24 protein-coding genes are annotated in these 17,680 nt (G+C 41.3%); 16 read left to right on the top strand and 8 right to left on the bottom strand.

Features of this window, described 5'->3' with window-relative positions; genetic code table 11:
* Window positions 1–100: 100 nt before the first annotated feature.
* A complete protein-coding gene (locus EHR06_RS01765) occupies window positions 101–712 on the bottom strand; it encodes a uracil-DNA glycosylase (RefSeq protein ID WP_135755444.1) in 612 nt (203 codons plus the stop codon).
* A gap of 175 nt (window positions 713–887) precedes the next feature.
* Here EHR06_RS01765 and EHR06_RS01760 point away from each other — a divergent pair, with 175 nt between their 5' ends.
* The 7 genes from EHR06_RS01760 to EHR06_RS01735 all read left to right on the top strand — a co-directional run bounded on the left by EHR06_RS01760 (window position 888) and on the right by EHR06_RS01735 (window position 5,547).
* Window positions 888–1,748, top strand: coding sequence for a cation diffusion facilitator family transporter (locus EHR06_RS01760; protein ID WP_244288465.1), 861 nt, complete (start codon window positions 888–890; stop codon window positions 1,746–1,748).
* Window positions 1,749–1,838: 90 nt separating this feature from the next.
* On the top strand, window positions 1,839–1,988 hold the full coding sequence (locus EHR06_RS19095) for a hypothetical protein (protein ID WP_008594055.1): 150 nt from the start codon (window positions 1,839–1,841) through the stop codon (window positions 1,986–1,988).
* Between the two features lie 114 nt (window positions 1,989–2,102).
* Window positions 2,103–2,480, top strand: a complete 378-nt coding sequence (queD, locus tag EHR06_RS01755; RefSeq protein WP_135628148.1) for a 6-carboxytetrahydropterin synthase QueD — start codon at window positions 2,103–2,105, stop codon at window positions 2,478–2,480.
* 3 nt (window positions 2,481–2,483) lie between these two features.
* Window positions 2,484–3,191, top strand: a complete 708-nt coding sequence (gene queC, locus EHR06_RS01750) for a 7-cyano-7-deazaguanine synthase QueC (protein WP_135755442.1) — start codon at window positions 2,484–2,486, stop codon at window positions 3,189–3,191.
* 65 nt (window positions 3,192–3,256) lie between these two features.
* On the top strand, window positions 3,257–3,538 hold the full coding sequence (locus EHR06_RS01745) for an NAD(P) transhydrogenase subunit alpha part 2 (RefSeq protein WP_008594681.1): 282 nt from the start codon (window positions 3,257–3,259) through the stop codon (window positions 3,536–3,538).
* A 7-nt stretch (window positions 3,539–3,545) separates the two neighbouring features.
* On the top strand, window positions 3,546–4,955 hold the full coding sequence (locus EHR06_RS01740) for an NAD(P)(+) transhydrogenase (Re/Si-specific) subunit beta (RefSeq protein WP_135755441.1): 1,410 nt from the start codon (window positions 3,546–3,548) through the stop codon (window positions 4,953–4,955).
* 166 nt (window positions 4,956–5,121) lie between these two features.
* Window positions 5,122–5,547: a YbaN family protein gene (locus EHR06_RS01735; protein WP_135755440.1), complete on the top strand. Its 426-nt coding sequence runs from the start codon at window positions 5,122–5,124 to the stop codon at window positions 5,545–5,547.
* Here EHR06_RS01735 and EHR06_RS01730 read toward each other — a convergent pair whose 3' ends face one another.
* The 3 genes from EHR06_RS01730 to EHR06_RS01720 form a co-directional block, all read right to left on the bottom strand.
* A complete protein-coding gene (locus tag EHR06_RS01730; RefSeq protein ID WP_135755439.1) occupies window positions 5,548–6,651 on the bottom strand; it encodes a tetratricopeptide repeat protein in 1,104 nt (367 codons plus the stop codon). It abuts the gene before it with no gap.
* Complete coding sequence (locus EHR06_RS01725) at window positions 6,648–7,052, bottom strand: LIC10301 family lipoprotein (protein ID WP_244288464.1); 405 nt, start codon at window positions 7,050–7,052, stop codon at window positions 6,648–6,650. Before EHR06_RS01725 ends, EHR06_RS01730 begins: the two co-directional genes overlap by 4 nt.
* Window positions 7,053–7,151: 99 nt before the next feature.
* Complete coding sequence (locus EHR06_RS01720; protein ID WP_036089317.1) at window positions 7,152–7,442, bottom strand: STAS domain-containing protein; 291 nt, start codon at window positions 7,440–7,442, stop codon at window positions 7,152–7,154.
* A 109-nt stretch (window positions 7,443–7,551) separates the two neighbouring features.
* Between EHR06_RS01720 and flgB the strand changes: the two genes are divergently transcribed.
* From flgB to EHR06_RS01695, 5 genes are all read left to right on the top strand, one after another.
* Window positions 7,552–7,983, top strand: a complete 432-nt coding sequence (gene flgB, locus EHR06_RS01715) for a flagellar basal body rod protein FlgB (RefSeq protein ID WP_100767186.1) — start codon at window positions 7,552–7,554, stop codon at window positions 7,981–7,983.
* Window positions 7,984–8,020: 37 nt separating this feature from the next.
* Window positions 8,021–8,482 carry a flagellar basal body rod protein FlgC gene (flgC, locus tag EHR06_RS01710; RefSeq protein WP_008594730.1) on the top strand — a complete coding sequence of 154 codons (462 nt, stop codon included), beginning with the start codon at window positions 8,021–8,023 and terminating at the stop codon, window positions 8,480–8,482.
* Window positions 8,483–8,494: 12 nt separating this feature from the next.
* Window positions 8,495–8,875 (top strand): flagellar hook-basal body complex protein FliE, encoded by a 381-nt coding sequence (gene fliE, locus EHR06_RS01705; protein ID WP_020769365.1) that lies wholly within the window; start codon window positions 8,495–8,497, stop codon window positions 8,873–8,875.
* Window positions 8,876–8,930: 55 nt separating this feature from the next.
* Entirely contained in the window at window positions 8,931–10,016 is a 1,086-nt protein-coding gene (locus EHR06_RS01700; protein WP_135755437.1) for a helix-turn-helix domain-containing protein, read from the top strand.
* A gap of 62 nt (window positions 10,017–10,078) precedes the next feature.
* Window positions 10,079–10,495: a DUF4345 family protein gene (locus EHR06_RS01695; RefSeq protein WP_208757730.1), complete on the top strand. Its 417-nt coding sequence runs from the start codon at window positions 10,079–10,081 to the stop codon at window positions 10,493–10,495.
* A 73-nt stretch (window positions 10,496–10,568) separates the two neighbouring features.
* On the opposite strand, the gene EHR06_RS01690 is transcribed toward EHR06_RS01695, so the two are convergent.
* A complete protein-coding gene (locus EHR06_RS01690) occupies window positions 10,569–12,242 on the bottom strand; it encodes a P83/100 family protein (protein ID WP_135755435.1) in 1,674 nt (557 codons plus the stop codon).
* 157 nt (window positions 12,243–12,399) lie between these two features.
* Here EHR06_RS01690 and serC point away from each other — a divergent pair, with 157 nt between their 5' ends.
* From serC to EHR06_RS01670, 4 genes are all read left to right on the top strand, one after another.
* Window positions 12,400–13,491: a 3-phosphoserine/phosphohydroxythreonine transaminase gene (gene serC, locus EHR06_RS01685; RefSeq protein WP_135755434.1), complete on the top strand. Its 1,092-nt coding sequence runs from the start codon at window positions 12,400–12,402 to the stop codon at window positions 13,489–13,491.
* A gap of 18 nt (window positions 13,492–13,509) precedes the next feature.
* Complete coding sequence (locus tag EHR06_RS01680) at window positions 13,510–14,085, top strand: hypothetical protein (RefSeq protein WP_135755433.1); 576 nt, start codon at window positions 13,510–13,512, stop codon at window positions 14,083–14,085.
* A 79-nt stretch (window positions 14,086–14,164) separates the two neighbouring features.
* A complete protein-coding gene (gene rpiB / locus EHR06_RS01675) occupies window positions 14,165–14,599 on the top strand; it encodes a ribose 5-phosphate isomerase B (protein WP_086447827.1) in 435 nt (144 codons plus the stop codon).
* 23 nt (window positions 14,600–14,622) lie between these two features.
* Entirely contained in the window at window positions 14,623–16,503 is a 1,881-nt protein-coding gene (locus EHR06_RS01670) for a hypothetical protein (protein ID WP_135755432.1), read from the top strand.
* On the opposite strand, the gene EHR06_RS01665 is transcribed toward EHR06_RS01670, so the two are convergent.
* Genes EHR06_RS01665 through EHR06_RS01655 form a run of 3 tightly spaced genes read right to left on the bottom strand, consistent with a single transcriptional unit; the run spans window position 16,465 to window position 17,674 of the window.
* Window positions 16,465–16,881 (bottom strand): hypothetical protein, encoded by a 417-nt coding sequence (locus EHR06_RS01665; protein WP_135755431.1) that lies wholly within the window; start codon window positions 16,879–16,881, stop codon window positions 16,465–16,467. The genes EHR06_RS01670 and EHR06_RS01665 overlap by 39 nt on opposite strands.
* Window positions 16,878–17,081, bottom strand: coding sequence for a hypothetical protein (locus tag EHR06_RS01660; RefSeq protein ID WP_036089237.1), 204 nt, complete (start codon window positions 17,079–17,081; stop codon window positions 16,878–16,880). Before EHR06_RS01660 ends, EHR06_RS01665 begins: the two co-directional genes overlap by 4 nt.
* Window positions 17,081–17,674, bottom strand: a complete 594-nt coding sequence (locus EHR06_RS01655) for a tetratricopeptide repeat protein (RefSeq protein WP_135755430.1) — start codon at window positions 17,672–17,674, stop codon at window positions 17,081–17,083. The genes EHR06_RS01660 and EHR06_RS01655 overlap by 1 nt, the downstream gene beginning before the upstream one ends.
* Window positions 17,675–17,680: the final 6 nt, after the last annotated feature.

Raw genomic sequence — 17,680 nt, 5'->3', positions numbered from 1 at the left:
ATGATTACAAATAGAGGGTCAGATTAGATCCGAGTTTTCCCATCTGCAAGAAACAAATTTACAAGAGACTTCTTTTTACTTAGGATCGGATCTATTTATACTATCCCGGACGTTTCCAATCCAGTCGTTCTAAGACTTTTTTTATATCTTCCCAGACATCTCTTTTTAAGGGACTATTCTCTCCACCGTTACGGATTACGTAACTGGGATGATAAGTAGGCATCACAGGGATCCCGTGAAAATCTCCCCAATGTCCTCTTAATTTGGTAATCCCTTCTTTTGTTCTCAGAATGAATCTAGTGGAAGGATTTCCTAAGGTGATGATCACCTTTGGTTGTATGATAGAAATTTGTCTGAGTAAAAAAGGAGAACATGCGATCACTTCATCTTCTTCGGGAGGTCTGTCTTTTTCGAATTTTAGATCTACCGTTGGTCTACATTTAGTTACGTTCGCGATATAGACACTGTCTCTCGGAACTCCCATCCCTCTTTCAATAATTCTAGTTAATAATTCTCCCGCCTTTCCTACGAATGGCCTGCCAGTCAGGTCCTCTTGTTTGCCCGGACCTTCTCCTATGAACATGACTTCTGCGTTCGGATTCCCTTCTCCGAAAACGGTTTGGGTCCGAGTCGTACTCAATTTGCATCGAACGCAAGGAGCAACTTCTCCTGCGATGATCGCAAGCTCTTGTTCTTTTGAAGTTTCACTCATACCAGCTCTTATCGATAAAGAGAACCCGTTATCCTGCAACCAATTTCTAAAAAAGTGACTGGAAGAATTTTCACATGTTCTTTATTTTAGATCCATGCACGGGCATCATCATCATTCTCACGATGATCATCATGGACACTCTCATTCCCATTCGGGTGATCCTCATTCTAGTTCTATGCCCGAAAACTCCCGCGCATTCTTATTCGCATTTCTATTAAACTTCGGATTTGCAGGGATAGAATTTATAGGCGGATATTTTTTCGAAAGTTTGGCAATCCTTTCCGATTCTCTCCATGATCTGGGAGACAGTGGATTCTTAGCTCTTGCTTGGATCTTCCAAAAGATCGCTGCAAAACCAAGGACCCAGACCTTCACATTCGGTTACAGAAGATTAAGTCTTTCTGCTGCATTAGTAAATTCTTTTGTTCTATTTTTAGGATCTTTCGGGATCTTATTCTTTGCTGTTACTAAATTGAATGAGCCAGGTTCTCCGAACGGCTGGGGAATGTTAGGACTTTCCGTTTTAGGCGTGGTCGTAAACGGAGCCGCATTATTTAAATTAAAGAATAGTTCCGGTCTGAATGCAAAGACTGCGTTCCTTCATCTTTTGGAAGATGTATTGGGATGGGTGGCAGTATTCTTCGGTAGTATCGCTTTGATCGTATTCGGATGGTCCTGGGTGGATCCTGCATTATCCATCGCGATCTCTCTTTGGGTGGGATTCCAGTCCTTCCGCAATTTAAGAAAGATACTACTTTTACATCTTCAATCTTCTCCGGAAGGTATCGATACGAAAGAATTAGAAAATCGTATTTTGAAATTGAAAGGTGTCCGTTCGGTTCATGATCTTCATCTTTGGTCCATGGATGGAGATTATCATGTTCTAACTCTTCATGTAGGTGTTCAGGAAACTTCTATCGCTCAAGCTCAGGTATTAAAGGAGAAGATCCGCAATATCACTCAAGAATTTCATATCCCTCATGCAACTGTGGAAGTTGAACCCGAAGGCGCAGAATGTCCTTACCAAGAATGTTGACGTGACATAATCCTGCGTCAGCGGTGGCAACCTGGCACCAGCGGACCTTCTATACTTGACAGTGGGGAAACGACCCGGATTTTGGTTGGTATGAACCAAAAAACAGCTAAACTTCTCAAAAAATACGCGGAAGCAAAAGGTATTAACGAGAAACAAATCAAACGTGAGTGGCTGGTATTAAACGAATTTCAGAAGGACCAGAAAAAACAGGAAATCCTGAAAGAACTGGTTAAAAAATAATCCGCTCCTGATCTTTTTTAAGACCGACTTCGCAGGTCGGTCCGCGTATTTCCGGATCGGTGCTACGAAACCGGACTTTCATTTTTCAGAATCGATCATTCGTCCAACATCTAAATGGAAGAAATAGAACTTACCAAAGAATTTCGTTTCGATGCAGCTCACTTCTTACCGAACGTTCCGGAAGGTCATAAGTGTAGAAGAATGCATGGCCACAGCTTTCGTTTCAAATTACATCTGAAAGGTAAGGTGGACGAAAAAACAGGTTGGTTGATGGACTTCGCAGAAGTCAGCAAGGTTGTGAAACCTTTACTCGAAAACTATTTGGATCATTATCTTCTAAACGAAATAGAAGGTCTAGAAAATCCGACTAGCGAGAATATCAGCATCTGGTTGTGGAAAAAACTTAAACCTCAACTTTCTCTTTTACACAAGATCACTTTAAACGAAACCTGCACTAGCGCATGCGTTTATAACGGACCTTCCGAGAAATAAAAGATGGGTCCTTCTTCTAAGTCGAACAGTGTTCGAACGAAATCTCATTCTAAAAATCCAAAAGCTATCGTTTTATTCTCGGGCGGATTAGATTCTACCACTTGTTTGTACCAGGCAATCCAAGACGGTTATTCTCCTATTGCTCTTTCCTTCGATTATAATCAAAAACATAAACAAGAACTCAAATCCGCCAAAAAGATCACAAAACTTTTGGATATTCCTCATCTGATCCAAAAATTGAATCCTGAATTTTTCCAAGGTTCTTCTCTTACTGAAAAGAAGATCAAGGTTCCTAAAAATTCTTTGGGTCATTCAGAGATCCCAAACACTTATGTTCCCGGTAGGAATATTTTATTCTTATCTTTCGGAGTTTCTTTAGCAGAAGGTATCGGAGCCCAAAGACTCTATATCGGTGTGAATGCTTTGGATTATTCCGGTTATCCGGATTGCAGACCTGAATTTGTTAAAGCGTATTCGGACGCGGTCCGTATAGGAACGAAAACCGGATCGGAAGGTCATCCTCTCGAGATATGCACACCTTTGCAGTTCTTAGATAAAAAAGAGATCGTGTTATTGGGTTCTAAACTAGGTGTTCCGTTTTCTATGACTCATTCTTGCTATGATCCCGTCGGAGGCAAACCCTGCGGAAAATGCGACTCCTGCTTGCTTCGAAAAAAGGGTTTTCAGGAAGCAGGCGTCCCGGAAAAGTGAACGAACAGATTTTAAGGCATCGGTTTTGAGGAATTTTCCCCTGCCGCCGTCCATAGGAAGCTAATATGGAACAGTTCGTAAGCTACCTGACGATATTTTTAATCGCAGTGTTCGTAGGAATCGAGGTCATCAACCGTATTCCTCCTTTATTACATACCCCTCTTATGTCAGGCTCTAACGCCATTTCGGGGATTACAGTCATCGGAGCGATCTTAACTCTTCATACTACAAATCATTGGATTATTCAAGTATTAGGATTTATCGCAATCGTTGCGGCAACCGTCAACGTGATCGGAGGGTTCGTAGTAACTCACCGTATGTTGGGAATGTTCAAGAAAAAGGATTAAACCATAAATGGAAAAAGCGTATATCAACCTCATTTATCTAGTTTCAAGTATCCTTTTTATCATTGGATTAAAGTTACTTTCCCATCCTAAAACTGCAGTAAAAGGAAACTTTACCGGAGCATTCGGTATGTTCCTAGCGGTTGTAGGAGTATTCTTCGAATACGGAACCATCAACCAAAGTGATATCATCATCATCGGTGCAGCTCTTCTAGTTGGAACTGCAATCGGAACCTTTATCGCTCTTAAAGTAGAGATGACCGGAATGCCTCAGCTAGTGGCGCTTCTGAACGGACTTGGAGGACTTGCTTCCTTCTTAGTTGGTGGAAACTCCTTAATGGAAATTCTACAACCAGGTCATGACACTAAACAACTTGCGGATCTTCAGTTCACTATCTCCACTGCGGCAACCGGTATTATCGGAGCTGTGACTCTTACAGGAAGTTTGATCGCTTTCGGAAAACTACAAGGTTTAATCTCTGAAAAAGCGGTTCGTTACTTCGGAGACCAGATCGTAAAAGTTTTATTTTTGATCGGTTCACTTTATTTAGGTTATTTAAACGTAACCGAGCCTACTAAGATCGACTGGTACTGGTACATCGTACTCGTAGCTTCTATCCTCGGAGTTTTATTGGTAATTCCGATCGGTGGAGCGGATATGCCTGTGGTAATCGCTCTTCTTAACTCTTATTCAGGACTTGCTGCTTCTGCTACTGGATTCGTTTTAGGGAACAATGTATTGATCATCTCAGGATCTCTAGTAGGAGCTTCCGGTATTCTACTTACTCAGATCATGTGTAAGGCGATGAATCGCTCTCTTCCAAACGTTCTTTTCGGAGGACTGGGAGCCGCTACTTCATCTGCGGACACTGGAGATATTTACGCAGGAAAAACAAAAGCTACCTCCGCAGAAGAAGTGGCAATGTTATTGGATATGGCGCAAAGAGTGGTTATCGTTCCTGGTTACGGAATGGCAGTTGCTCAAGCTCAACACGCAGTTCGCGAACTTTACAACCAACTTACCGATAAAAATATCGAAGTTGAATTCGCGATCCATCCGGTTGCAGGAAGGATGCCTGGTCATATGAACGTTCTATTAGCAGAAGCTGATATTCCTTACGACAAAATGAAGGAAATGGATGAGATCAATCCTACTTTCAACACTGTAGACGTAGTAATTATCAATGGTGCAAACGACGTGGTGAATCCTCTGGCAAAAACGGATCCAGGTTCTCCGATCGCTGGAATGCCGATCTTAGATGTGGATAAAGCAAAAACCATTATCGTGATCAAACGTTCCTTGAGCCCGGGATTTGCAGGAGTTCCTAACCCGCTCTTCATCCAAGAAAACTGCTTAATGTATTTCCAAGATGGTAAAAAAGCCACCCAGGAAATCGTGACTGCACTCAAGGATACCTGATAAGAATTTTCCGAAAATACAGAAAATGATCCTTGCAAAAGGGAGGCTTTAAGCCTCCCTTTTTTATAGTCCGCTCAAAAGCATAGGTTACCTTAAACAATTAGGTCCGGGCTTCAAGAGCGAAGCGACTATTATAAGTCCCGAAACATAAGCGAGAGGTATTCCATTGGCGGAACAAAAGGATTATAGCCACGAAGTAAAACTTCATAGATATGGATTCGTTCGTTATTTGCTGATCATAATAGGGACCATATCATTAGTTCTGGGAATTATCGGGATCTTCACTCCGGTCCTTCCTACTACTCCATTCTTACTTCTAACCGCTGCTTGTTATGCAAGGGCTTCTCAAAAGTTCTATAATTGGCTGATGAATAATAAATATTTCGGAAGTTTTATCAGAGATTGGAGAATCCATAAAGCGATCCCTCTTAAGGCAAAGGTCATTTCCGTTTCCACAATTGTGATCACTATGACAGTTAGTGCGATATTTGCTCCTCTTTTGCCGGTCCGAATCGGGATGGCAGTAATAGGAATATGTGTGATTACTTATATACTACGATTCCCTACGAAAAAGGAAGAAGTCGCAGAATAATCAGTTATTATAAGGAGATCTCGAAGGAAGCATATGATACACTTTCGGATCGTTCTCTCTCAGAAGTTCCGCAGTATCCAGCGCCTCTTGGATCTTTAATTTTTTTTCGGGCTCTTCTAACATCCAAGAAGCTACAAAAGTTTCTAATCTTCTATAATCCTTAATATACACCAAAGATCTGAGATAATTGATCCTATCCTCTTCCGAAAATATTTTAGAACCTGAAACTATAGAATATAGATTTGCGGAAGCTCTGTAATTAGATGTATGAAAGTATGCGTGGGCTAAAAATCTTTTTTCATTAAAAGGAAGATCAGGAAATTGATTATAAAGTTTGATGGCCTTACGGAAATTTTTGTCTATATCCATCGCAAGTCTAGCATAGATATAAGCAAATTCCCTGTGGATAAAACCTTCTTTCGCGAATTCCTTACATTGAGCGAGAGCATCCGCTTTATTTCCCAAAAGAAAATTCACTTTTAGCAATATTAATTTTAAGTTCCTATAATTAGGCTTGAGCTCTATTCCCTTCTCCGCTTCCGCTTTTGCTTTTAGATACTGCCCTGTTTCGAAATAAGCCAGAGCCATATTCAATCTATAAAAAGGATTATAATTCGCAAGCTCCACCGCTTTTTGGAAGTACTGAACTGAAGATTCCCATTTACTTCTTCTTACGAATATCATTCCAAGAAGATAATAAGATGGATCATGACTTGGATTGATCTCCACAGCTTTCAATAACGCTTTTTTGGATTGTGGGTATCTTCCGATCACGTACAAATACGCACCGTTCAGATAATGATATTCCAAACAGTCCGGATCCAATTTTTTCAAACGTTCTATATTCGCTTGGGCCCGAACGAGAGCATTGGATCTTAATAGATTGATTGTCTCAGTGTTCAAAGCCAGGATCTGGTATTTTCTTCTGGAAACTTCGCTTTGGTCTGCGGGTTGAGGGGGAAGAGGCAGCTCCCCTTCAGGAGAAGGGGCAAGTATGGATTGGTTTTCGTCGGAAGTTTCGGTTTCCTTAGACCCTAGGTTGGCTCCGAATAAGAGTATAGAACCTAGGAGGATTACGGAAATATTCTTCCGACAAATAATCATTCGGGAGCAGGACCTAATTTTTTATAAATTTCGGTATTGTTCAGATCCGGATTGGATAACTCCAAAGTTTCTTTATTCGCTTTTTTCACGATATAACGAATATCGAATCCTAGATTCAAAAACCTAAATATAAGCTCAGGCTCTCTGGACTTAGTTTCTTTTTCATAAAATTCATATTCTATCTTGCGCTGGTTTTCCGGATCTTCCGGATTTTCGTAGATCGCAAGTCCAGGTCTGAAAATAGAAAGTTTAGGAGCCTTACCGGGCTCCGAATTTTTACACTGTCCGTCTGCTGTACAAACGGCAGTTCTTTCCCATATCCCTAAGATTCTCTCCTGTAGAGGAGGTTGACAGCCTATGAGTAAGGATAAGACCGCTAAGGAAAAAAGAATTTTTTTCATGGAAGCCAAGCTATACTGCGTAGTAAGGATGTCCAGGGAATTCCCGACGGCCTTAAGTCTATAAGCCTCGGGTAGTGTGAACACCCCGCCTTACAAATTTTAGATTCGTTGAAAGTATTCGTCTATCTTGAGAACTTCGAAAGTTTTCATCAAATCCGGATGTATCTCTCTTATATCGATCTCAATCCCTTCTAACTTGGCGTTTTTGCAAAACCAAACCAGGGAACTGATCGAAATGGAATTCATCACTGGAATTTTGCCCAGATCCAAGACGATTTTAACCGGTTTTTTGGCGATTGCGTCCATCAACTGATTGCGAAATGCGTAATAGTCGTTAAAAAGGGCAGTCAGCTCCGGCTTGATCTCGATAATCTCCGAATTTTCACCCATTTTCAATTTGAGTCCTTTTTTGGCCTTTTCTGAGAAATTTTCGGCCGGATTTCTTTTTTTATCTTTGGGAATTTTGAAATTCAACCGAAATTTTATACGGGAGAGCTTTATGTTCCAAAAAACACATTTCATGAAGACTCAGGACTTACTAGAGAAGGGAATGAACGCCGCCTCTATGAAAAGAAAAGTCCTCGCTGACAATATCGCAAATGCGGATGTTCCCCATTTTAAAAGAAGCGAAGTACTTTTCGAATCCATGATCAAAAGAGCATTGGAGTCCGAAAAGATAGAAGCTTCTAAAGCGATCCCAACCAGGATAGAAGACGAACGTCATATCTCCTTTTTTACTCCATTAGATTATAAATCCGTAAAGCCTAAGGCAAACATAGATTATCTGACCACGGTCAGAGCCGATGGGAATAACGTGGATCCTGAGAAAGAAGTGATGGAAGCTTCCAATTCCCAGATGCAATACATGATGATGGTCGAAAGACTGAATGCGAACTTCCGCGATTTGAAGAATGTGATGAGATTGGCTTAATCTCAAGAGAGACATAGCTAAGATTTAGAGGAAGAAGATGGGACTATTTAGCGCAGTTAATATCTCAGCAACCGGACTTTCCGCTCAAAGACTCCGTATGGATGTGATCGGGAACAATATCGCGAACGCAACGACGACCAGAAATACGAATGGAGACGGTCCTTTCCGCAGGGACAGAGTGATCCTAACTCCTGTAAATCTTAGAACCAAATGGAAAAGTCCTGTTTATCCTTTTGGTCTTTCTCCTGGAGAAGGTAAAGGTGTGAAAGTAATGAAAATCGAGAAGGATATGAGTCCTTTAAGATTAACTTACGATCCTACTCACCCCGACGCGATACAGATCGGACCTAAAAAAGGCTATGTAGAAATGCCGAACGTAAATATAGTCACCGAAATGACGGACATGATCTCTGCCTCCAGATCGTACGAGGCAAACGTCCAGATGATCAACGGCTCCAAGGCGATGTTCAACAAGGCCTTAGAGATCGGAAGAGCTTAATAGGAGAAAAGAATGAACGTAGATTTTAATTCTAAACTTTGGTACACCTATAACTCAGGATATTCCGATTCTCGTTATCCTCTCTCTCCTAAAGGAGACAAGGTTTCCGTAAAAATAGAAGACCAGCGTCATTACGGAGACGTAAAAGAGCCTGTTGCTCCGGACTATGTTGCTGAAAGTTTTTCAGAAGCAATGAGAAACGCATTCAAATCCGTAAACGATCTACAAGTAGAAGCGGACGAACTCACTCAAAAAATGGTATATGATCCGAATAGTGTGGATGCTCACGAAGTAATGGTCGCTTCTGAAAAAGCAAGAGTAGCACTTACATTCACTAAAACTCTAGCTGATGGAGTCGTAAGAGCTTATAGAGATCTTACTTCCATGAGATAATTTTTCTAATTCGAATTTCGATTAGACTAATCTATTCCTAAAATATAATAAGACCATGCCTGAGTTACTCGGATGGTTTTCAGACGGGATGATCCTCTTCGGAGGATTTCTTTCGTTTTTACTCGCAATCGGAGAATTTCCTTCCGACAGAAAACATAGATTCCAAGTTTTACTTTCTCTTACTCTGGTCTCCTTAGGTTTTATGCAGCTCTCCGGATCCTTGGTACTAAATCCGAATGCAGGGCAGGATCTAAACCTAAAACTCTGGAATCTTCCTCTTTTATATATTCCGCCTGCTTTTGCGTTTTTAGCTCTTCTAGCTTTTTTAGAAGAAGACTTCAGATATAAAGCGGTACATTCGGTCTTCTTCCTTCCATTCTTAATTTGTTTGGGAGCCGTTTTATTTTTTAGATTGGTAGAATATGCCGGACCTTACCCATCCCCTTCTGCAGAGATCCATTGGAAAGTACAAGATCCGATTTCAGGAACAGGGATCTTATACTTGGGTGCGGGGATTTTCGCCCTGAGTTTTGTTTTTCCGATCTTCAAGATACTCCCCCAAATCTCCGAACTGAAATTTAAGATCTTATTCGGGATATTTGCTCTAGATTGTTTGATCGTTTCCGTTTTCGGGATGATCGGACTGATATTCAATCCTATCTTTTTGAAACTTGCACTTTTGACTGTGACTCTTGCAGTCTCACTTGTATATTATATCCGCAGGAAATATTTCGATTTTCCGGAAACGATCCGTTCCGATCTGGCAAAGGTAAAATATTCCAGGACCAGATTAGACGGTCTGAAAATCGATCCTATATTAGAAAAACTAAACCTTCTATTCGAGTCGGAAAAGATCCATCGTAGAGAAGATCTGTCTTTGGCAGAGCTCGCAAAAGAATTATCCCTGACCACCCATCAGTTTTCGGAACTGATCAATAATAAGATCGGAAAAGGATATTTTGCACTCATCAACCATCATAGGATTGAAGACGCAAAAAGGCTGCTTTCAGAAACGGATAAAACCGTTTTGGAAATCGCAATGACAGTAGGTTTTAATAATCGTTCTTCTTTTAATGAGGCATTTTTAAAACTTACTCAAAAAACCCCTATTTCTTACAGAAAAATGTGTAAACCTTTATAACGCCGGACGACCGGTCCCAGGAAACGGTGTATCTTCTACTCATCCCAAACGAGAGGACAAAGATGCAAACTCATTCACTTTCAGATCAAACCGGTTCACTTATAAGCTGGATCACTAAAATTTTTCTGGCATTAAACTTGGCGGTGTATGCAGGATTTACGATAGCCTTCCTTCTATTCCCGGTTCCATTAGCGAATGCGATCGGATATACGATCCATTCCAGCGCAGCACTTGCAGATTTCAGAGCAATGTATTCCGGTTTATGTTTCGGAGTCGGGCTGATTGTATATTATGGTTTAGTAAAGCCGGAGTTCAAAACCCAGGCAATTCTTCTTTCCGTTGCGAGTGCAGGAGGATTGTTAGTAGCAAGATTATACACTCTGTTCTTGGACGGACCGGGAAACGAATATATCTACTTGAGCATGGCTACTGAAATTGTTTCCGTATTCTTGGGAGCTTGGCTTTTAAGAAAAAATTAAAACAAACGGACCTTCTCCGGAAATAAAAAAGGCGGATGCAAGCCCGCCTTCTCTTCTTAACAACTAGCTGATCTTAAGGTTTGATCTTCTTGATCAATTTCAGATCCGCTTTACTGAATACTGCGATCTCCGTTTTTCCGGAACCTTCTTCTTTACCGGTAACGTAAATTTTTTCACCGAAGAAAGTAACGTTTGAGTTCGGACTGATCTCTTCCTCGGTTCCTGCAGTTTTCTTTAATCCTTTGTCGTAACGGCTTAAATAATATTTTCCGTTCCTTTCTTCAAAGGCATAGATCTCTTCTCCTTTGATGATCATTGGAGAACGCCAGAATACCGAGTCTCCGGACCAAACCGCAGGTTTTAAAGTTTCTTGATCGATCAGGATGAGTTTGTGAGCAGCAGAGTGATCGGACTCGTAACCGACTACTAGAGCTTTTCCATCCACTACTTCGAATGTGCGTCCGCAGATCTTATTAAAGTCACCTTTGAAAATTGTATCATCTTTAGCAGGATCTAACGCGTGCAGCTCATTGCTATAATGTCCGTCAGAAGTGTACTTTAAGGTTTTAAGGAACAAAATTTTTCCTCCGACAACGTTCTTGTCGAATTCTTCTTTTTTCTTTTGTTCTTCTTTAACTGCTTCCAACTCTTTTTTAGTTTCTTTCAGTTCTTGTTTGATCTCTTCCTTGGACTTATTGTCGTCGGACTTAGCTTCCGATTTTTTAGAGTCTCCGGATGAAGAACTTTTGGAATCGGAAGAAGATGAGGAAGACTTAGAATCGGATTTACGAGATTCTTCCTTTTTAGCGATCTCCTTCTCTTTTTCCTTTAATTGTTGTTCTTCTTTTTTGGCCTTTTGCTGCTCTTGTTGGGCCTGTTTACGCTCTTCTTGTTTTTGAGTGATCTTTTGTTTGTTCTTAACAGGATCTTTATTCAGTTCCTGGATCTCTCTTTCTGCATCTCTTTCTTTATTAGATGCATCTTCTTGTTTTTTTCTATTCTCTTCTTTTTTGTCCTGGAGTTTACGTTTTTCTTCTTCAGCCTTCTCGTTCTGAAGGTCGTTCATTTTTTTCTTATCGTCTTGGCCTTCTTTCTTTTTATCCAGGTCCTTATTGACTTCTTTCTCCAGCTCGTCGGTATCCAGATCTTTTCCGTCACCGGAAAGAACGTTAAAGACGATAGGGATAATGATCTGGGTTTTTCCAGGCCATTCCGTATAACGTCTACCGATACCGATCTTATCGTTTTGTGCGTTCTTTACGACTTCGGTATTGTATTTACGTTTAACATAATCTGCGCCTTTACGATGGATCGCATTATAATAAAGTATATAAGTCGCTAATGTATCGGAGTTTGCTTCCGAATATCCGAAGTTTGCTTTCACATATCCGGATAATATCCTTTGGATGGAGTTGATATGTCCGTAATCCGCGTCCTTACCGATGCTGATCAGATCCGCTCCGAACTTTTTTTCTTTCTCATCGGGAAGAATTCGGATCGCTGTGATCCCATCTGCAGAAGCTGCCGATTTAGGATCTTTTTTTAATGCCTCGGATAACCCGGCTCCGGTTCTTGCATTACTTCCTTTTGTCTCTTCGTCCGCTCTTGCAGCAGATCTGTTGACGAAGTTCACTTTTCCGGAAGAACGAACTTCCTTTTCTCCAAGTTTGGGCCCTTCTTGGGCGAAGATCGGAAAGCTAAAACTTCCGAAGAAGATTAGAAATACGGCCAGTCGAATCCGTGACATTATGGAACTCCTTAGAAATACGAATCCCCCTTAACTGGGTGAGACGAATGGCTATCTTACGATTCTAGATAGGACTCTGCCAAGGATTTTTCAATTCTTCTCGAATGTTGGAACAGTAAGAAGTTGCCTCCCAAGACCTGGTTTTTACCCTAACCTCATGAGCAAATTTGAGCGCCGAATCTACAATTTTTGCGCAGGTCCTGCGATGCTTCCCACTCCAGTCATGGAGAAGGCAGCTTCCGAGTTTCTGAACTACCGCCAGTCCGGTATGTCCATCATGGAAGACAGTCATAGGGGAAAACTTTTTGAAGAAGTCCTGGACATATCTCTCTCCTTGCTCAGAGAATTATTATCTGTTCCGGAAAATTACGAAATTATGTTTCTTTCCGGAGGAGCAAGCCTTCACTTCTCCGCCCTGCCCTTAAATCTTCTGAAAGAGGGAGAGTCCGCCGATTTCGCGGTCACAGGTATCTGGGCAAAGAAGGCAATGGAAGAAGCCCTCAGGTTCAACCCGGTCAAAAAAATTTATGATGGAGAGGATCATAAATATACAGAGTCTCCCGAACTGAATGACTCCCTGGTAAATCCTGGAGCGGCTTACGTATATATCACTTCTAATAATACTTTATTAGGAACTCGTTATGCAACGATTCCTACTATCACCAAGGCTCCTCTTATAGCGGACATGACTTCCGAAATTCTTTCTAGAAAAATAGATGTGAGCAAGTTCGGTGCGATATTCGCGGGAGCGCAAAAGAATATCGGACCATCCGGCTTAAGTGTATTGATCATCCGCAAGGACCTGCTCGGTCGTTCCGGTAGAACCGTTCCGATATTGATGGATTATGCTCTTACCGCAAAAAATAGATCCATGTACAATACTCCTCCTACATATTCTATCTATATGGCCAAACTAGTATTCGAATGGTTAAAGGATCTAGGCGGAGTGGAGAAGATCGAAAAGATCAATGAGGAGAAGGCCAAAATTTTATACGATTATTTGGAAACCACTTCCTTCTATAATGCTCCGGTAAAACCGAATTCAAGATCCGTAATGAATGTCGTATTCACTCTCCATGACAAAAATTTAGAATCTAAGTTTTTAGCAGGAGCAGAAGAAAGAGGACTTCACGGATTAGAGGGTCACAGACTAGTCGGCGGCCTAAGAGCCTCCATCTATAATTCTATGCCTAAAGAAGGTGTGATTGCCCTTGTAGAATACATGAAGGAATTCGAGAAGAAGGCCTAAATCTTCCGGAAAAATAGAATGAAACACATTCTTCTGATCCTAACTCTTATATGCGCGGGTATCCTTCAGATATCCGCTTCTCCTTTATTCTTTCCCACGAAATTAAAAATCGGCCATTGTTTATCCCAAGGCGGGAGCCATAAAGAATTAAAGGAATTTTACACTTCTAAACTTTCTCCGGAAGAAAGAACAAAGATTGCGGAAGAACTTGCCTTACAAGAAGCAAAGTCCGCGTACCAAAGTTTAGAATGTATCCGTATGTCCGGACTAACTAAGGAAGAAAAAGAGACCTTACTCGCAGACCATTCTCATCATAGGCAAACTGAAGAGCTTATGTTTTCTTATTACGAAAACTTTTTGCTCTCCGACGAAAAGACGATCCGGCTCTCCGCTTACGAAGAGAAAAATCTACGTACTTTTATAGAGTCTAAAAAGGAACTTTTAACAAGGCTTCATCAGGCAGAGGTTCAATCCTTGTCCGAAAAGCTTCTTCCCTTATCCACTTTCCAAAACACCTATATGGCCCTCTTCTTCCAACATTGGGAATTCTACCAGACCGCTCCCGATTTCCTGAAAGAAGGACTCTTCGAATAGGAAACTTTTCCTTATTTTCCGATACTTGCTGTAAATTGCTTGAATCGGAGAATTCACGTAGGTACGGTACCTTTAGAACATGAAAAAAATTGGCATCGCTTCCGATCACGGCGGATTCGAACTTAAAGAATTCCTTCGCAAAGAATTAGCGGACTCGATTGAGATCCTGGACTTGGGCGTAAAGGACGAGACTTCTGTGGATTATCCCTTGGTGATCGCAGACGCCTGCAAAAAAGTACTCTCTAAAGAAGTGGATGGACTGATCGCACTTTGTGGGACAGGGATCGGAGCTTCTATCGCAGCAAACCGTCATAAGGGGATCAGAGCTGCTCTTTGCCATGACGAATTCACTGCAGAAATGTCTCGCCGCCATAACAATGCAAACGTATTGGTATTAGGCGGAAGAGTTTTAGGCAAAGAACTTGCTACCCGCATCGCTCAGAAATGGCTGAATACTTCTTTCGAGGCTGGACGTCATGAAAGAAGGGTGGGTCAGTTAGATACCATCGTTTAATAAACGGAAAAATACCTTTAAGAATGCGAAACAAGATCCTTTATCCGGTCTATCTCTTAGGTTTGGTCGGTCTTGTTTCCTTTTTCTCCGGCCCTATTTCAGCCGAATCCAATTCATTTTCTCTAAGCGCATTCGTTCTTAAATATGTTCGTTTGGGAAGTACGGAGAATGGAGCTCCCAAATTAGAATTAAGTCCCCGCGATCGAAAAGAAGGTTCCGATCTATTTTTAGATTTCGAAGAAAAGGAAGCCGCCGATCTTAGCGACAAGGCAGGCGGTTACAGAATATTAACTTCTTCTTATCTTCCTGATGCAGCAAAAGTACATTCAGGAAAAAGATCAGCAGGTTTTGTGGGTAAAAGATCCGGCATCAAGGTTTCCGGAAAAACAAAAGGAATTCTTACAAGTCCGGATATAAAGGAAGAATTTTATATCTCCTTTTTCTTATTGCCCGGAAACCTGGACAAGGAAGCTGTCCTGCTCTCTAAGGACCTATATACTAGAGGAAAAAAATTCGGCTGGGATCTCAGGATCAAAGACGAAATACCAATATTAGAATTTCGTAATTTTTTCCAAAAAGCGGACAAAACACATCTATCTCTCAAACTCGCGGGGAATTCCAGACTTTCCAGATCTGACTGGAACCATTTTATCATCCATTTCAAACCTGCTCAGAGAGAGATCGTATTATATATCAACGGAAAAGAAACAGACAGAGCATCCGTTTCCTCTAAAGAACCTATTATCCGTATCGGTTTTCATCCGGAAGACAGTACTCCATTTAAGATCGGTGAAAGTTTTTACGGCTGGTTGGATGACTTTTTAGTCTCCAAAGGAAGTCCGGATCCGGAGGTCTTATCCACTCAATACGACGGACAAAAATACGATCCTTCTTCTTTTACTGCGGATGCAAAATTCGGGACTGCGGTTTCTCCGGTTTATAAGACCAAATTTTCGAATTCTATACCGGAAGCAGTATTGCTAAAAGCGAATGTCCCTAAATCTTCCGTCCTAGAATTATACTTCAGATCTTCTCCTAAAATTTTTTCCAAAACGGAAGAATATCCTGCTTGGAAATCGATCGATCTCAGAAAGATAGAAGAAGAATTTAAAGAAGATGATCCATACAGAGAAACGGAAGAAGAAAGTTCTCCTAAAGGAAAATCTTCCAGCTATCGTATTCCTCTTGATAAGGTTTGGGGAAACAAACTTTCTTATTTTAAATATTACCAAGTAAAGGTCAAATTTAAGACAGACTCTGGTTCCAAGTCCAGTCCCGAATTAGAAGCATTAACATTTTCTTATAGAGAAACCCTTCCTCCTGTCAGACCTGCCGGTCTGAAAATAGTGAACTTCGATGATTATGATCCCGAAGCTCAGGGTCCTCGCGTTTGTTTGAGTTGGACCCAAAACCCGGAACGGAACGTACAGCAAAAAGGCGGCTATGTAATCCACTACGGAGTCGGTCCGAATCGTATGGTTGGTATATTAAAAGGTACAAGCAAAGAATTGGCAAAAGGAAAAATGCCTGTTCTGACTACCAAGGGAAAAACCAAACATCCGATGAGCGAATATTTGGATCCGATCTTGGGCGATGATCCCACTTGTCCCAAGCGTAATGATATGAGCGGTCCTAAACTTTGTCAGTGTATAGACAATAGGCTTATTTCTTTGAACGCGGAAAAACCGGAAGAAAATGAAGACGAGGATGAAAGTCCAAAGTCCAAAAAGAAAAGACCGAAACCTCGTAAGGACCCTTACGATAAAAAACTTTTATTCTTCCAAAAGGGACTAACGTATTATTTCAAAGTTGCCGCTTATAACGCGGTTTACGATCCTGAGAACGGACCGGACCAACTGAGTCCTTTAAGCGACCCCGTCGAGGTCTATTTCCTGAGCGAGTAGGATCTTTACCAGATTCTGTTCTTTCCATTTAGGATTTGTGCACAAGATCCCATCCAGATCCGCCAAAGAGGCCGTAGCGATCTCCAACCATTCTTTCCATTCTAAGTTTTTAGAAGAAGAAAGTCGTATCGCAAGCGAGATCTCTTCCTTTCTTATGGGAAGAAAATCCAAGAATAGATTTTTGGATTGGGTCCAGATGATCTCTCTTGTTAAAGGATCGGATTCTTTTTCAAGAACGGAGTCCAAACTAGAAAGAGCTAAAACGAAAATATGATTCTTTTTGGTAAGTGATTCGATCGCGTTCGATACGGAACGGCGAGAAGAGGGATTTCCAAGCACCAATTCCTTAAAACAATCGGAAGAAACTAATAATTTCAAACTTTTGCTTCCGGATAAATTTTGGATAATTCTCTCAATGCTTCTAGTCTTTGGTAAGAATCCGATTTGAAAACTTCGTTCCTAAAACAGGAGCGCAGCAGTTCGGAAGCGGAGAGGTCTCTTTTTTCCGCCTCGGTCCTTAACAATTCGAATTCTTCCTCTGTGAGGAGCATCTGAAATCTTCTTTCGACACGGGCCATTACTCCTCTTCTTTCAGTTCCTTTTCGTTTTTCAAGTAGGTTCCGTAATAAATTTGAGAATCTAGTATCTGTCCCAGGCTTTCATAAATGGCCGCGATATTATAATTTGCCTGGTTCAAACGAAAATCATGCTTAAAGGACTTTTTAAATAGCTGGATGGCCCTATCTTCCCTGCCGGCATACCACTCAGACATGGCCCATAAAAAGGTCCACTTTCCTAAATCGGGATCTCTTGGGCTTACCTTTTCCAAATAGCCTACATTCTCTTCGAAAAGACTCGCCGCTCGGAGGTAATTGTCCCTGATCTTTCGGACCTTCTCCATTCTGGAAAATACATCTTCGGAATGACCGGGCAATTCTAAGTCCGCTCTCCAAAAAAGTGCACGAGCCAGATAGAGTTTATAGATCAACTCATTCGGATTTTTTTTGACGTATTCTTCTAAGAAGGGAAGACTCTCCGCCTCTTTTCCGCTTTGGTGGAGAAGTAAAACTTTTTGTTTTGCCGCCTTATTCCATTCTCTTCTATTTTCTTCTTGGGGATAAGAAGAAGTTACACTTGCACAAAAAAAAATGATACAACAGAAGGCGCGCATTTCAGG

It is taken from the genome of Leptospira dzoumogneensis, assembly GCF_004770895.1.
Lineage (GTDB): Bacteria > Spirochaetota > Leptospiria > Leptospirales > Leptospiraceae > Leptospira_B > Leptospira_B dzoumogneensis.
The sequence above is the reverse complement of the archived record's forward strand: the minus strand, read 5'-3'. Positions and strand labels throughout refer to the sequence as shown.